Source organism: Pseudundibacterium arcticum (genome assembly GCF_042646465.1).
Classification (GTDB): domain Bacteria; phylum Pseudomonadota; class Gammaproteobacteria; order Burkholderiales; family Burkholderiaceae_D; genus Undibacterium_A; species Undibacterium_A arcticum.
This window is the reverse complement of sequence record NZ_JBHRTP010000111.1, coordinates 20,854-34,490: the sequence shown is the minus strand read 5'-3', so window position 1 is coordinate 34,490 and position 13,637 is coordinate 20,854. Positions and strand designations below refer to the sequence as shown.

Genomic DNA, 13,637 nt, shown 5'->3' with positions numbered 1-13,637 from the left:
CTGCGCGCCGCTGCCACGCTGCGCGGCCAACGGCGCAGTCAGCGGTGCGCTCAGCCGTTCCAGCGGCGTCACCAGCAGGCGTGCACCGGCCTTGCTGCTGAGCACGGCCAGCAGCGCCAATGCCGCCACGCACAGGCCGGGACCGAGCCGCGGCCAGCGTCGCCTGAGCGCCAGCCCGAGCAGGCCCAGCAGGATCAGGTTGAGCGGCGGCAGCAGCAGCGCACCGGCCACATTGTTGAACAGCCAGCCGAGGCTCATCGAGCGCTTCCCGCCAGCGTGTGCGGCAGGCGCGCGCTCACAACGCGGCCGGCATCAGCTCGGTCAGTGACTCCTGGCCGGCGCAGATCACCACATGGTCGACTTCCAGCAAGCGCGGCTGGCCGTTCACCGCGATGTGCAAACCCTGATCGTCGATCTGCTGGTATTCGACCCCGGCCAGCATCTCGACGCCCTTGCGCTGCAAGGTGGCGCGATGGACCCAGCCGGAGCTCTTGCCGAGGCCGGCGCCGATCTTGGTGCTCTTGCGCTGCTCGAGCGCGGCCATCCATTGCGGAAAGTGGGAATTGCTCATGGGTGCAGGCTCTCGCGTTTTTTTCCAACTGCCATCATAGGCGTTTTGCGCTGCGTCGGCAGACTGCGGCCGATGGTGAGAGGAAGCTCTCCAAACCGATAGTGTGTGGCAGCGCGCGGCGACAGACAAAATAGCGCCGCAAGCAGCAGAAACAGACGGCGCTGCCGGACACGACCTGACCATGATCATGCCCACGTCGTGTCCGGCCGCACGAGCCGATCGCGTGCGGCGCTGCTGCCACAGCTTGTCATCCGCCGGCGCATGCCTTACGCTAACAAGCATGACCCGCCCCCTGCTCCTCGTCCTGCTGCTGTCTGCCATCGTGGCGCCGACAGTGGCACGCGAAGCCATGGAGCGCGCCAGCGTGCGTTCCGAACCGATCACGGCGTCGGTCCGGCGCATCCATCGGGAGTCCGGCATCGTGTACGAGATCCAGACCAGCGGTTTTGTCCAAGCCACGCCGCAGCAGGTGTGGAAGGTGCTGACCGATTACGACCGGATGCATGAATTCGTGCCCAACCTGAAGCTGTCACGGCTGCTGTCGCGCAACGGGGCCGAGGTGGTGGTGGAGGAACGCGGCAGCCTCGGCTTCCTGTTCCTGACCCAGGATGTGCGGCTGGTGGTGAAGGTGCTGGAGACGCCGTTCAGCGCGATTGACATCACGCTGGTCGAGGGCGATATGAAGCAATACAGTTCGCACTGGGACATCGCGCCGGCGACCCAGAACGGCGCCAGCGGTACCCGCATCGCTTATAGCGGCAGCATGATGCCGAATTTTTTCGTGCCGCCGTTCTTCGGCACCGTCTTGATCCGGCGCGATGTGAAAAATATGGTGGATGCGGTGATTGCGGAGATCGGCAAAAATTTGTAGTGGCGGCGCGGCTCTGGTGCACGGTCGCTACATATACTGGTCGACCATCAGGCCAGTTGCGCCAATGAATCGTTCACATTTGCCTGATACTCCATCAAATTGCGGTCACTCGGTCCGGTTTCTGCCCGGTCCGGCGCATCGTCGGTATGCGCCGATGCGCGACCCGGGGCGAGTCAAACTCAACTCACATGGGTGTCTTTTTCGCGCAACTCGGCAAACGCTTCCAGGCTGCCGAGTCGCACCACCACCGGGTTCCGGCTGCTGACTGAATTCAAAGGGCGCCATGCGAACAGCCATTCCTGCTCGCGCGCTTCGGCCGGGGTCTTGCTGAAAGTTGCACCCAGATGGCTGCGTTGGCGGTAGTCGATCGGGCCGTCGATGCCGGCCCAGTTCGGCAGGGCTTTCTGCACCGCGCGGTGCAGGCGCTCGCCGAATTCTTCGGTGTGGTGAATGATCAGGCAGCTGTCGACGCCGCCGAACCGGTCGAATAATTCCGGGTTCCAGGCCTGTGAAAAACTCAGGGTCAGGCAGTGCGTGGCCGGTTGCAGGCGGAATTCGCCTTGCGTCAGCGCCCGTTCCAGCGTCGCGCGTTGGTCGTAGCGATACAGCGTCGGTGGCCGTTGGTAATCTGTTGTAGGCATGATGAATGGTCCAGTAGATACGCCATTATCGCACGCTGCCCGCGGCCGTCTGCGCGCCTGACGGGGTGTCGCAGCGGCTAGCGCAGGATGTACATGGTGCGCAGCAGATGAGTGTGGGTCGCGATGAAAATCTCGCGCAACAGGCACACATAGCTGCCGATCAGGGACAGCATGCTGAGCACGAAAAAGGCGGCGATGCTGCGCGAGAATTCGGCGTTCAGCGCGTCGCCGACGAACAGCGCCACGATCACCAGGCAAATCAATAGCGCGCAGGCGGTACTGAGCGTGATCGAGACATGGATCAGGTGCGCGCGCCGGTACAGGATCCCGAGCTCGATCTTGTCCTCGGCATTGGGCGGCTGCTCGGCGCCTGCCGGCCGCTGTTCCGGCCGCGGCTCCAGCCGCTCTTCCAAGATACGCGAACGGTCGATGATGCGCGCCAGCCGGTTGGTCAGCACGATCAGATTGGTGCCGACGCCGCTCAGCAGAAATACCGGCGCGATCGCCAGCTGGATGATGTGTCCGATGTCGCCGAGTTGAATGTTCATGCCGCGATTATCCTAGAAACGGCAGTTGGACAGGTGCGAGGTGAAGCAGGGGTTTCGGATGGTACGCCATCCGCCTGCGTAACGGTGTTCGCTTGCAAGCGAACACGCGCACTGCAAGTGTGCGTTTTTCCGGCTTTCTGGCTAGATGCGACGCCCGTAACCCTGCAGGGTGGGTGTTTGTCCTTGCAGGGACAACCTGTTGCGCAGGCGTGGGGCATGCCCCACGAAACCCCTGCGCCACCGCGGCAGACTGCATTCTGCAAGGAGAAGCAACGACGCCAGAAGGCCGGAATGCCGGCCACCGGAAAAGCGTGCAATCGTGCCTGTAGCGCTCTCACCCAAACGGTACGCTGTTTAGCCATGAAAAACTCCAATCAATTCATCAACTTATCGAAGCAAACAAGCGGTCAACTGCCGTTGCTAGGATTACAGTATTCGTGATTAGTATTCGTGATCAGGTCCGGCGAGCAGTCATGCTCAATCGAAACGGCGCCGCAACCGGAACTGCTCGGTGGCGGCGACCAGCGCTTGCGCGGTGCCCGGTTCCAGCGCGGCGTGGCCGGCGTCGTCGATGATCTGCAGTCTGGCTTGCGGCCAGGCTTGGTGCAGGCGCCAGGCGCTGGTCGGCGGGCAGATCACGTCGTAGCGACCCTGCACGATCACCGCCGGCAGATGGCGGATGCGCGCGATGTTGCGGATCAGCTGGTCGTCCGGCACGAAGCCCTGGTTGCGCATGTAGTGCGCCTCCAGCCGCCCGAGGCCGAGGCTGACCGCGTCCGACTCGAAGGCCGCGACCGCTTCCGGTTGCGGCCGCAGGTACAGGCAGCTACCCTCGTAACGGCTCCAGCTCTTGGCCGCCGCGGTGGTGACCGCCGGGTCGTCGCAAAACAGGCGGCGGCAATAGGCTTGCAGCAGGTCGCCACGCTCGACCTCGGGGATCGCCGCTGCAAATTCGGCATGAATTTCCGGGAAAAAATTGGCGATGCCATTGACGAACCAGTCGACCTCGCCCGGCGTGCACAGGAAGATCCCGCGCAGCACGAAGCCGAGGCAGCGCTCGGGATGCGCTTCGCCGTAGGCCAGCGCCAGGGTCGAGCCCCACGAGCCGCCGAATACCAGCCATTGCTCGATGCCCAGCAGCCGCCGCAACTGCTCGATGTCGTCGATCAACAATGGCGTCGTGTTGTGGCGCACCTCGCCCAGCGGGGTCGACTTGCCGGCGCCGCGCTGGTCGAACAGCACCACGCGGTAATGCACCGGATCGAAAAACTGGCGGTGCGTGGGCGACAAGCCGGCGCCCGGTCCGCCGTGCAGGAACAATACCGGCAGGCCGTCCGGATTGCCGCATTGCTCCCAGTACAGCGTGTGCAGTGCGTCGACGGCCAGCATGCCGTGCTCGTATGGCGCGAGCGGCGGGAAGAGTGATGGTGGGTTCATGGGTGTCAAATCGGTTGCGGGTTGGTCGGGGTCAACAGCGACGCGCTAAGCCGTCAGCGCGGCAGCATCGCCGGCTATCGATCGCTAGCGCGAAACCGGTGATTTTATCCGCTTCAATGGTCCGGACGCGAGTGTGCGGCGGCGCGCGGCATCATCGCCAATTGTCGAACTGCAGGTGGGTGCGCAACCACAATGGCGGCGGCGCTCGATCAGGCCGGTTGCGGGTGCTTGGTCAGCGTTGAATAGTCCTGATAACTTTCGATCAGGATAATGTTGATGTTGCAGTAATCGTCGTAGTACGAGAACAGCTTGCTCTCGACCACGCCGAACACGCCGGCGCGCGTCATGAATACATGGTCGCCGAGATTCGGGACCGCCAGGAATTCGCCGTTCAGGCTCGATATTTCGAGCGATTCTAGCTCGATGAAAGGTCGTGACTTGTCCTTGGTCTGATACTGGTATTGGATGATGAATCGCATGGTGGCGCCTGCTACCTTGGTCGCCGCCCGGGCCGGGAGCCCGGAACCAGCGATGTGCTTACAATCCCCAGTATAGTCGTTGAGCACGGATCTTTCAGTTAGTAAATTTTCACAAACCTCGCCACCTGTGGCGGCAGTTGCCAGGAGTGAGTACCTCCTGACGCGATGGCGCCCCCAGCGGGCGCGGTCTGTCCGTGCTGCCGGGGAGCCGGGCGATGGCGCTGCAAATGACCGGCCAGCCGGCTATTATCGGCACCATTGGCACCATTGGCGACTATTGGCCGGTCTTGGCCGCTGCGCCGCCGTTGACCGACGCATTGGTGGATGCGTTCAGCGACGCATTGGCCTCGCCGGATGTTGGGCTGACGCGACGCTGCACCTTTTGCGCTTTCTTGTGGCTGCTGTGGGCTGCGTTGTTGCCGTCGGCCTTGGCGCTGTCGTCCGTCGCCAGTGTCGTCTTGCCTGCTGCCATACCCGTCGCACTAGCGTCTTTCAGCTCTTTGGCTGCCGCGCCGGCGCCAGTCCCTGCCGCGTTGGCCATGCCGTGCGTCGTGCCGCTGACATCCTGCACGCCTTGAGCATTGCCGCTGACTTCAGCGGCCGCGTTGCCGGTGATGGCGCTTTGTGCGCCGCTGGCCGGAACGGCCGGGGTGGCGGGCACTGCGGGTACGGCCGGCATCGCCGGCCGCTGCAACGCGCCACCGATCGCGCCATTGGCGCCGACCGCACCGCCGCCGCCGAGATGGACGCCTTGGGCCAGCGCCAGTGTGGAAGCCGATGCCAGCAGCACCAGAGTCAAGGATTGCAGATTGGATTTGAATGTCATGTATTACTCCCGAAGTTAATAAAATGCATCATCGATGCTGAGAGTTTTGACGACACGACAATACCGGCGTTCAGCGCAATTGCCATTCGCACATCAAAACCGCGCGAACCTGCGGCCTAAGCACTTGAATTAAAACCAATTTTTAGAATGTAAGAAAGTGTAATCAAATCGACAAAACAGCCGCGGACTGGCCATTGCGCGACCAAAAATCGGCAAAAAAATGGCGGGTCAACGCTGCCGCGCGGCCCGCCATTCCCGGTCCTGCCGACGCTACGGTGCTGGCTTAGACTTTCACTTCACCACCCAGCGCCGCCACCAAGTCGCCCAGCATCTTGTTGATCTCGCCGGTCATCAGCATCATGTCGGCGTCGAAGCGCTCATCATCGTTGCGGGTGCTCTTGTCGGCGTCTTCCTTCAGCACGTCCAGCGGCGTGATCCGTTTCAAGGTCAGCGCGTCGGTCAGCACGAACGAGATGCGGTCGTTCCAGGTCAGCGCCAGCCGCGTGCATTGCTTGCCGCCGGCGATGTGGCGCCGCACGTCGTCCGCTTCCAAGGTGTGGCGCACATAGCGCACGGTGGCCTTGCCTTCACCGGTCGCCTTCAGTTCGGTGTCCTGGTCGATGGTAAAACCGTGCGGCGCTTCATCGGCCACCAGCCAGTCGGTCATCGCGGCGACCGGCGAGAACGCGACACGAAAACTTTCCAACGGGAACTTGTCGACCGCCTTGATCAGCGGTTTCAGCAATTCATCGGCCTTGCCCGCGCTGGCGGCGTCGATCACCAGCCAGCCATTGACGGTGTCGATCCACGCGTAGGTGTTGCGCCGGATGCTGAAGGCGCGCGGCAGCAGCTCGTCGGTGACCTGTTCCTTGAGGTCTTTCATCTGCTTGCGGCCGGGCGCAAAGCCTTGCTGCTCCTCGATCTCGACCGCGCGCGCCTTGGTCACCTGGTTCACCACCGAACTCGGCAACAGCTTCTTTTCGGTGCCGAGCATCAGCAGGAACTGGCGGTTGACCCCATGCACCAGAGCGCCCTTGTCGCGCGGCGCGGCCCAGCCCTGATTCTGCAGATCCATGCTGCTGCCGTCGGCGAAGGTATGCGGCGTCAAAAAGGCTTCCAGTTGCTCGGCGGTGATGGCCCACGGTGCGGGCAGGCGGTAGATTTGCAGATTCTTGAACCACATGGCTTTGTCGTCTTCCGGAATTTTTGGAGAAAGGGCGCCATTTTACACGCTGCGCGAGGGCCGGCGGCAGGCGCTTCCGGGTTTGTGGGGTTTTTTCGACAAAGAATATACTGGGCAGTGTATATTTCAAAGCCCAATGAAAACGCGGGCAATAGTCATAGTTTTGCCCCATACTCCCATGTTAACCGATGTCATTTGGACAAATTTTGGCTGCATCTGGAAGCACACGCCGGGGTCGCATGGCGCGCAGCGCGGATTGTGATGTGGGCAAATCGCGGACGTTGGGAATAGGCGGGAGCACGCCTTGTGGCGGAGTGTATTCGGCGGCGACGGACCGGCTGTCGGATGGCTAAATCCCCATCTTCTCCAGAATCGCGCCGAGTTCGCGCAGCACCGGGTCCAGGCGCGGATGCTCGGCTGCGAAACGGGCCGACAGCGATTGGGTGCGTGCGGCCAGGCTGACCGCCTCGGCGCCGAGCGGCTGGTCCGTGCCATTCCGCTCTGCCGTGCTCTGCCCCTTGCCGAGCAAGCTCTGGATGTCGCTGTCGAGAACCTGCAGCAGCTCCTTCAGTTCGCCATCCAGCGTATCGGCGTCTTCCAGATTGGCGTGCAGCTTCTTCAGCGATGCTTTCAGTTGTTCGGTGTCCATGATGGGTCGCCCTGTGTGAGGTGCACTGCAATTAGCGCAAGTGGTGCTAGGAGATTCATATACTCGCCGTCAGTATGATCCCATTTTGCACCATTTGCGGGCGCAATGCAGCCGGTCGACTGCAAAACAGGAAAACGTGGCAGTGCCACTCGCTCATTGCTCCAGATACAGCTCTTCGACCTTCTTGCGCGCCCAAGGCGTTTGCCGCAGGAATTTCAGGCTCGACTTGACACTCGGATCCAGCTTGAAACAGCGAATGTCGATGCGGCGCGCCAGCTCGTCCCAGCCGTATTGCGCCACCAGCGCCTGCAGGATCGCTTCCAGCGTGACGCCTTGCAGCGTGCGCCCGCTACCGGAATTTTTGATTGCTTCATCAGTCATCGGTTTGCCCAAGATCAAGAATTCGTGGAGTCGCGCAGCCGCCCTGCTCCTTCCCTGCCAGCCACGCCAGCACGCCGTGCGCCGCCGCGCGGCCACTGGCAAAACATGCCGTCAGCAGGTAGCCGCCGGTCGGCGCCTCCCAGTCCAGCATCTCGCCGGCGCAGAATACGCCTGGCAGCGCGCTCAGCATCAATTGCGCATCGAGCGCGTCGAAGCGCACGCCGCCGGCACTACTGATCGCCTCGTCGAGCGGGCGCGCGGCAGTCAGCCGCAGCGGCAGCGCCTTGATCTTGTGCGCCAGCAACTCGGGATCAGCATAGTCCGCCGCCGACGCCAGCTCGCGCAGCAAGCCGGCCTTGACGCCGGTGATATTCACCCGGCTCTGCAGGTGACTGGCCATCGAGCGCGCACCGCGCGGCCGCGCCAGCGCGTCGATCACGCGCTGCAAGGGCCAGTCCGGCGCCAGATCGAGCGCGATCAGCGCCGCACCGGCGGCGTTGATCTGTTCGCGCAGCACACTCGAGATCGCATAGATCAGGCTGCCTTCGACGCCGCGGTCGGACACCATCAGTTCGCCTGACCGGCGCTGACGCTGACCGTTGGGGTCGGTGTAATGCAGCGCGACCGATTTGACCGGCTGACCGGCATAGCGGCTGCGGAAATGTTCGCTCCAGCCGGCTTGCTGCGCGTGACCGACCTCGAAACCGCAATTGGCCGGCTGCAGCGGCGCCACCGCAACGCCCTGTTGCGCCAGCAGCGGCACCCACGCGCCGTCCGAGCCGAGCCGGGCCCAACTGCCGCCGCCCAGCGCCAGCACCACCGCGTCGGCCTGCCGCGTCTGTTCGCCGTGCGGCGTCATGAAGCGCAGTGCGCGCGCACCTCGGTCCGAACCGTGGTTCGAACCGCGCTGCGAATCGCGCTCCGAATCGCGCTCCGAATCGCGCTGTGTATCATCATCCTGCCAACCCAGCCAGCGATGTCGCATATGAAAGCCGACGCCGGCCGCGCGCAGCCGATGCAGCCAGGCGCGCAGCAAGGGCGCCGCCTTCATGTCGGTGGGAAACACGCGGCCCGAGGAGCCGACGAAGGTGTCGATGCCCAAGCCGTGCACCCAGGCCCGCAGCGCGTCCGGCCCGAAGCCGTCGAGCCAGGGCGCGACCTGCTGCGCGCGCGCACCGTAACGCGCCAGAAACGGGGCCAGCGGCTCGGAGTGCGTCAAATTCATGCCGCCGCGCCCGGCCAGCAGGAACTTGCGCCCGACCGACGGCATCGCGTCATACAGGTCAACCCGCAGGCCATGCTGGCTCAGGACTTCGGCCGCCATCAGACCGGCGGGACCGCCGCCGATGATGGCAACGGTCTGGCTAATTGGGGTCATCAGGACTCTCTCGTCGGATCACGCCACACTGGGCCAGATGGGTAAATTGGGATTGATTCGGGTCGTTTTGATTGGGTACGCCGTGCCAAGATTATGAAATTGCACACGGTAACATCAGCCGATTTTAAGGCTTGTCAGCATTCTATATAGCCAAGTCAACGGGCGCAGGCCGGTGCAGGAATCGGCTTTGGCGTCGAATCCGCCAATTTGGCAGGGGCAGTATCAGAACGTTATTCCGCGAACGCCAGTGTACGCGTTGCCAAGACAGCGCGCTGCCGTGAGCACCAACCATCCGATACCGGGCAGATCATGCGGATGTGCGACGGAGAATCGCAGGCGTAGCCAATTTTCGTCTTGTGAAGTTCCGGGCGATGGTCAAGTTTGACAACTTGACCATCGCTTCGTGCAATAACTAGTTCTTGTACCAATAGGTCCTGGTGATTTTCTTCTTGCCAACTTGTGGTACCCAGCAATTCTCCAATGGGGACTTACATGGGGGATTTGGAGGGACGATCGTTGGTGGACTACAACCAATGCAAAATTGATACTTTTTGCCGTCCACTGTCACGACCCCAGCCACCGGGGAAGGAGGCAGTCCACCGCCGTCCAAGACGGTCGCTGCATGTTCGCCGCTAAACAGACTGACACTGTAGCCTCTGGCAACACCCAGATCAGAAGTGCATGAAGTAGTGCTTGGCAGGTTTGGCTGGTTGGTACCGAAGGAGGTGATGCCACTGAGCGTGAGCGGCGCGTTCACAGCCTTTTCCCCTGCGAGGAAGTTGATGTAAAAACCTCTTTTCGTGACATCGTCAACGTAATTGGTGCTAGTGGCGTCAAACAAGTCGACATCAGTGACCGTCGTTTGTCCTGAACCATCCTTGCCGGTCTTCATATCCTTTAGCATGTAGAACCGGTTTTGCACCATGTAAGCCGAATTGGCGCTGCTGCTGTATAGCGGATGCTCGCGATCACCCGAGCCGATCATTACCGCATCGTATGAACTGGCTGAACCGCTCGTTCCGATAGGCACCACGCTTGGTGGGTAGAAAAATTTGCGTGGTGCGGCACCGGAGCCACCTAGGGTGGCAAGTTTGCTCACTATCCAGTTACTAGGGGAAGTGGCATCTATATCCACGCGCCAGACGTTGCCGCCGACGTCCGCCACATATAGCCGGTCGGTTTTTCCGTCATTGTCCCGATCCAGCGCCGTCACGTCAGAAGGAATGGCAAAGTTCATGCCGCTGACGGTCTTGCAAACTCCTGATGCCGGACACTTGGCAGTGTCAGGCGTCGCGCTCCAGATCGGATCGCCGGTCACTGCATCCAGTACGAAAATACCGCGACCCTTCGTGTCCGCAATCGGCGGTTCGCTATCTTCCGTAGTATCGTAGCCCGCGCCAAAGATCAATACTGGATTGGTATTGGCCTTGATTACCGCGACTTTCGGTCGCGACCAGGTCTGGCCTAGTTCCGGCAGGTCGGTGGTCGATTTCTTCCACAATACCCGCGGGTTTGCTGGGTCCGTCACATTCAAGGCATAGATGAACGTGCCGCCGCGACGCATGGTGAGATAGATGTGTGCGACGCGCGTCGTCCCGTCCGTATTCAATTGCTGATACACGCCCGTGGCACCGTCCACAAAATAGTCCTTCTTTTGCGGCGCCGGCGTAATTCCAGTTGGCGTAGACGGCAATAGCAGCGCTGGACTATTGGTCCTCTGACGAGTCAGTTTGCTGTAGAACTCGGGCAGGACCAGTCCCCACATCTCGCCGCCGGCTGCAACGCCACCGATCGCGTTGCTCTGGTTGCCATTGACAGCCCTGAATACGCCATCGTTGGCGCCGTAGTAGACCACCACCCCGGTTGTTCCGCCGTAGTTGATAACCACCGGGCGCGAATGCAGCACGTCACCATGGATCGATGGACGGACCGTATAGCCATTGCCGGGGCTGGCCTCATCGCCGAAGTTATCCTCGCCGCGCACCCAGTTGATCAAGGCGGTGCGGTCACTGGTTCCGCCCACGCTGGCTGTGATGGTGCCGGTTGCCGGCGAGACGGGCGAAAGCGCCACGGTGTAATTGAAGGTATTGGCCGTTACGCCGGAAATGACATAGCTGCCGACATAGGCGTTCTCGTTGGCCCCGGTCGTGCCGCCTATGCTGACCGTTTCTCCATTTACAAAGCCGTGCACTGACACCGTAGCAGTTGCTGTGGTACCTGAGCGCGTCAAGCTGGTCACGGTCTTTGCCGCGGCACTACCATCAGCATACGCGGACCCAGTTGCGGGACTAGCCGGAGTGGTTGCGGCAATGGTATAGGTAAAGCTCTTGTTGCCCGTATTAGTAATAACGAAACTCCCGTTATATCCAGGAATGACGTTACCTGCTGAATCCGCAATGCCTGTGATAGTCGCTGTATTTCCAGTTGCAAAGCCATGGTTGGCAGTAGTCGTAACGGTCACGGTCGTGCTGCCTGCGGCGCGCACTACGCCAGGATTGGGATTATTGTTATACACCGCAATATTTCGTGTGGTCGAGCCCACTTTTGCGGTTCCTCCTCCAGCCGGCGATATTGGCCCTTCGACCACTGCATAGCTGAAATGATTATTGTCGATCATGGTGATCGAGAAGGTACCGTTGTATTGCGCCTGGGTGGCGCCCGTAATCGTAACGGTCTGCCCATTCGCATAACCGTGATTGTTCAAGGTAACGGTGGCAGTGGTCCCGCTACGGATAATTGAAGCAATTAACTGCGGATTGCCAGGTATTGTTGCCGTGTAGTTTCCGGTTGCTGGTGAAGGCGGGTTTTCTGCAACAGGATAGCTAAAGCTAGTGTTGCTGATCCAGGTAATGGTGAACGTGCCGTTATATTCGGTTTGCGTGGCGCCGCTGATCGTGACCGATGCTCCATTGGCAAAACCGTGATTACGGGCGGTAGTCACTGTCGCGGTCGTACCGGAACGAGTAATGGTCGAGACGGATACACCCGAGACAGAGTTCAGCAAGGCATCGGTTATCGCGGCGTTGCTTGTCGCGAAGGCATTCGCGCTATTCGATAACTGCGCCACGCAACCCGTGCCGCCAGGGCAGTAAGTGTAAAGGTTGCGCGTCAACGCAGATGCCGCCGTATAAGTGTCGGTCAGATTCTTGACGCGCAACTGCTGCGCGGCGCCACCCTTTTCCACCAACTCACCGTCCGGCGAATCGAAACCGAGACCTGCGCCGTTCGGCGCGTTGACATAGAAGCCGCCAGTAGAATCAGGCGCTGCGGCTAAGTTCTTGGTGGTCCAGAAACTGATCGCATTAGGCGAGATAAAACCGGTTTTGGCTGAGCTGATTGCAAGCTGAGGAGTTGGGGAAGAAGCGTCGCCCAACTTCAAATTATCGCCATTCAGAATAAATTGATATTGCTTCAAATTACCCAACCATCGTGGATTGGCGCTCGCGTCAGGACGGAACATTCCCATGTAAATCTGGTTCAGGTAAGTGCCTTGCGTATTGACGCTGACCGGCAAGCTGGAAGAGGAAAAGACGCTGTTGGTCGCTTGTACTTCGTTCAATATCTTGAGTATTGCGTTTTTTACTTCCGTGGAGGTCCCGGTCTGAAAATACTTGCCGCCACCGTAGGTTGCCATGTTGGTCAGCAGCGCAGGATAGTCAGGCTTGCACGAATTTGTGCCGTTATTAATCACTCCGATCGTGTACGTGATGATGTTTTGGGTACCATCGAGCGTTGACGATGCGTCCGATCCATACATATAACGCGCCCACTCGTCGGCCCAATTTTCTGACCAATCGCTACTTTGGGTACCGGCTGCCAAACTCGTGACGCCACAGGTCATGGATGCGAATTTCACCGTATTCGATAGTTTTATCTTTTGCGCAGCCGTTGCGCCAACCTGGCTTGAATTGAGCCCTACGCTGCTGTCATTGGGATCCGACTGCGCCGTATCGGCCGGGCCTCCGGAGTTGCTGAAAGAATTGCCAATGAAGATCACGAAGTTCTTTTCGCAGCCAGCGCCGATGATGGATGTCGCGTAGTTTTTCCCGGACAAGCCAGTTTTTCCGGTGTAGTAGGCCCATGCCTCCTGCATGGTACTCCCAGTTCTATCGCCTCCTGATTTGATGGTAAACGCGGTAGCACTGTTGTTTCCCGACAACTGCCAGCTCTTGATGAAATTGATCAATGCCGTTTTGCCTGCCGCATCCATCAAGGTCAGCGGTTTCACCAAGCACCCTCCATTGCTGCCCACACAAGGGCCAACACCGGTTGCAGCACCATTCGTAAAATTATTTCCGTTGTTGACCATGATGCCAACATTGACCGTCCCCACAGGGAGGCTATTAATTGCATCGACCAGCGCGCACTGTTCGACCCCGCCACCTGTATTGCCCAGCGATGGCGCCCCTCCGGCCGCGTAGGCGGTACAGGGCACCGCTGCGCTCGAGGAAAAATTCGCACCGGTATCCATCACCATCAGCACATTGGGGACACCGCCACTGCCGGTACCGCCATATATGTCTGTATCCTCGGCCTGACTGAATAGCGGGATCGTAAGCAGAGCAAATAAGGTGCTGAGCAGGATAGAGCGAATTTTAATCATGGGACCACCTCCGAAGCGCTGATGCGCTGGTGCTTCTATTGTTATGATGAAATGTGACGAATGCCGAAAT

At 60.4% G+C, this 13,637-nt stretch carries 11 protein-coding genes and 2 pseudogenes; 1 reads left to right on the top strand and 12 read right to left on the bottom strand.

What is annotated here, in order from left to right:
* Both ACFOFO_RS26090 and fadH read right to left on the bottom strand, forming a co-directional pair.
* Positions 1-258: pseudogene (locus tag ACFOFO_RS26090) on the bottom strand (YdcF family protein); the annotation flags it as partial.
* Positions 259-304: 46 nt separating this feature from the next.
* Positions 305-535 (bottom strand): annotated as a pseudogene (gene fadH, locus ACFOFO_RS26085) (NADPH-dependent 2,4-dienoyl-CoA reductase); the annotation flags it as partial.
* Between the two features lie 316 nt (positions 536-851).
* Between fadH and ACFOFO_RS26080 the strand changes: the two are divergent.
* A complete protein-coding gene (locus ACFOFO_RS26080) occupies positions 852-1,442 on the top strand; it encodes an SRPBCC family protein (RefSeq protein ID WP_390321326.1) in 591 nt (196 codons plus the stop codon).
* 179 nt (positions 1,443-1,621) lie between these two features.
* Here ACFOFO_RS26080 and ACFOFO_RS26075 read toward each other — a convergent pair whose 3' ends face one another.
* The 10 genes from ACFOFO_RS26075 to ACFOFO_RS26030 all read right to left on the bottom strand — a co-directional run bounded on the left by ACFOFO_RS26075 (position 1,622) and on the right by ACFOFO_RS26030 (position 13,567).
* A complete protein-coding gene (locus ACFOFO_RS26075) occupies positions 1,622-2,083 on the bottom strand; it encodes a hypothetical protein (protein WP_390321328.1) in 462 nt (153 codons plus the stop codon).
* A 77-nt stretch (positions 2,084-2,160) separates the two neighbouring features.
* Positions 2,161-2,631, bottom strand: a complete 471-nt coding sequence (locus ACFOFO_RS26070; RefSeq protein ID WP_390321331.1) for a DUF2721 domain-containing protein — start codon at positions 2,629-2,631, stop codon at positions 2,161-2,163.
* 477 nt (positions 2,632-3,108) lie between these two features.
* On the bottom strand, positions 3,109-4,068 hold the full coding sequence (gene pip, locus ACFOFO_RS26065; protein ID WP_390321334.1) for a prolyl aminopeptidase: 960 nt from the start codon (positions 4,066-4,068) through the stop codon (positions 3,109-3,111).
* 209 nt (positions 4,069-4,277) lie between these two features.
* Positions 4,278-4,547 (bottom strand): hypothetical protein, encoded by a 270-nt coding sequence (locus ACFOFO_RS26060; protein WP_390321336.1) that lies wholly within the window; start codon positions 4,545-4,547, stop codon positions 4,278-4,280.
* 274 nt (positions 4,548-4,821) lie between these two features.
* A complete protein-coding gene (locus ACFOFO_RS26055; RefSeq protein WP_390321338.1) occupies positions 4,822-5,373 on the bottom strand; it encodes a hypothetical protein in 552 nt (183 codons plus the stop codon).
* Positions 5,374-5,656: 283 nt separating this feature from the next.
* Positions 5,657-6,556 carry a recombination-associated protein RdgC gene (locus ACFOFO_RS26050; RefSeq protein WP_390333478.1) on the bottom strand — a complete coding sequence of 300 codons (900 nt, stop codon included), beginning with the start codon at positions 6,554-6,556 and terminating at the stop codon, positions 5,657-5,659.
* Between the two features lie 349 nt (positions 6,557-6,905).
* Complete coding sequence (locus tag ACFOFO_RS26045) at positions 6,906-7,205, bottom strand: DUF4404 family protein (protein WP_390321341.1); 300 nt, start codon at positions 7,203-7,205, stop codon at positions 6,906-6,908.
* A 153-nt stretch (positions 7,206-7,358) separates the two neighbouring features.
* Entirely contained in the window at positions 7,359-7,586 is a 228-nt protein-coding gene (locus tag ACFOFO_RS26040; protein WP_390321343.1) for a VF530 family protein, read from the bottom strand.
* Positions 7,579-8,964 carry a TIGR03862 family flavoprotein gene (locus ACFOFO_RS26035; RefSeq protein ID WP_390321345.1) on the bottom strand — a complete coding sequence of 462 codons (1,386 nt, stop codon included), beginning with the start codon at positions 8,962-8,964 and terminating at the stop codon, positions 7,579-7,581. Before ACFOFO_RS26035 ends, ACFOFO_RS26040 begins: the two co-directional genes overlap by 8 nt.
* 412 nt (positions 8,965-9,376) lie before the next feature.
* Positions 9,377-13,567, bottom strand: coding sequence for a pilus assembly protein (locus tag ACFOFO_RS26030; protein ID WP_390333475.1), 4,191 nt, complete (start codon positions 13,565-13,567; stop codon positions 9,377-9,379).
* Between the last annotated feature and the right edge of the window lie 70 nt (positions 13,568-13,637).

Bases quoted from the DNA above. Each gene is read 5' to 3' on its own strand.
- ACFOFO_RS26040 (WP_390321343.1), bottom strand. From the start codon at position 7,586: ATGACTGATGAAGCAATCAAAAATTCCGGTAGCGGGCGCACGCTGCAA.
- ACFOFO_RS26035 (WP_390321345.1), bottom strand. From the start codon at position 8,964: ATGACCCCAATTAGCCAGACCGTTGCCATCATCGGCGGCGGTCCCGCC.
- ACFOFO_RS26045 (WP_390321341.1), bottom strand. From the start codon at position 7,205: ATGGACACCGAACAACTGAAAGCATCGCTGAAGAAGCTGCACGCCAAT.
- ACFOFO_RS26055 (WP_390321338.1), bottom strand. From the start codon at position 5,373: ATGACATTCAAATCCAATCTGCAATCCTTGACTCTGGTGCTGCTGGCA.
- ACFOFO_RS26070 (WP_390321331.1), bottom strand. From the start codon at position 2,631: ATGAACATTCAACTCGGCGACATCGGACACATCATCCAGCTGGCGATC.
- ACFOFO_RS26050 (WP_390333478.1), bottom strand. From the start codon at position 6,556: ATGTGGTTCAAGAATCTGCAAATCTACCGCCTGCCCGCACCGTGGGCC.
- pip (WP_390321334.1), bottom strand. From the start codon at position 4,068: ATGAACCCACCATCACTCTTCCCGCCGCTCGCGCCATACGAGCACGGC.
- ACFOFO_RS26080 (WP_390321326.1), top strand. From the start codon at position 852: ATGACCCGCCCCCTGCTCCTCGTCCTGCTGCTGTCTGCCATCGTGGCG.
- ACFOFO_RS26060 (WP_390321336.1), bottom strand. From the start codon at position 4,547: ATGCGATTCATCATCCAATACCAGTATCAGACCAAGGACAAGTCACGA.
- ACFOFO_RS26075 (WP_390321328.1), bottom strand. From the start codon at position 2,083: ATGCCTACAACAGATTACCAACGGCCACCGACGCTGTATCGCTACGAC.
- ACFOFO_RS26030 (WP_390333475.1), bottom strand. From the start codon at position 13,567: ATGATTAAAATTCGCTCTATCCTGCTCAGCACCTTATTTGCTCTGCTT.